Origin of the sequence: Granulicatella sp. HMSC31F03, assembly GCF_001807725.1 — a bacterium.
Lineage (GTDB): Bacteria > Bacillota > Bacilli > Lactobacillales > Aerococcaceae > Granulicatella > Granulicatella adiacens.
Map to the genome: position 1 here is coordinate 1 of NZ_KV790867.1, position 426 is coordinate 426.

Below are 426 nucleotides of genomic sequence, written 5' to 3' on the forward strand. Positions count from 1 at the left end.
ATAGTAATATGAGTTTCATTATTTGTGATAGCACAACACACAAGCCAGTCGATGTTGTAAGAGATAGAAAATCTTACAGTTTGAAAAACTATTTTCAACGTTTTGAACCTAAGACTAGATTAAAGGTAAAAACTATCTCAATCGACATGTACTTACCGTACATCCAATTAATAAAAGAAATGTTTCCTAACGCTAAAATTATCATTGATCCTTTTCACATCGTACAAGCCTTAAATAGAGAATTAAATCGAACTCGGGTACGTGTCATGAATAAGCATCGCTATAAAGACCCTAAATTATATCGAAAGTTAAAACATTATTGGAAGTTAATTTTAAAGAATCCTAATGAACTTCAGAACTATAAATATAGTCGTTATAAGCTTTTTGAAAGCTTTATAACAAGTAAAGGAATCGTGGATTATATCT

General features: G+C 29.8%; 1 protein-coding gene. It reads left to right on the top strand.

Annotation, left to right across the window (positions count from 1 at the left end; all coding sequences use genetic code 11):
- A partial coding sequence (locus HMPREF3106_RS07050; protein WP_371327440.1) for a transposase occupies positions 1-426 on the top strand: 426 nt, incomplete at both ends.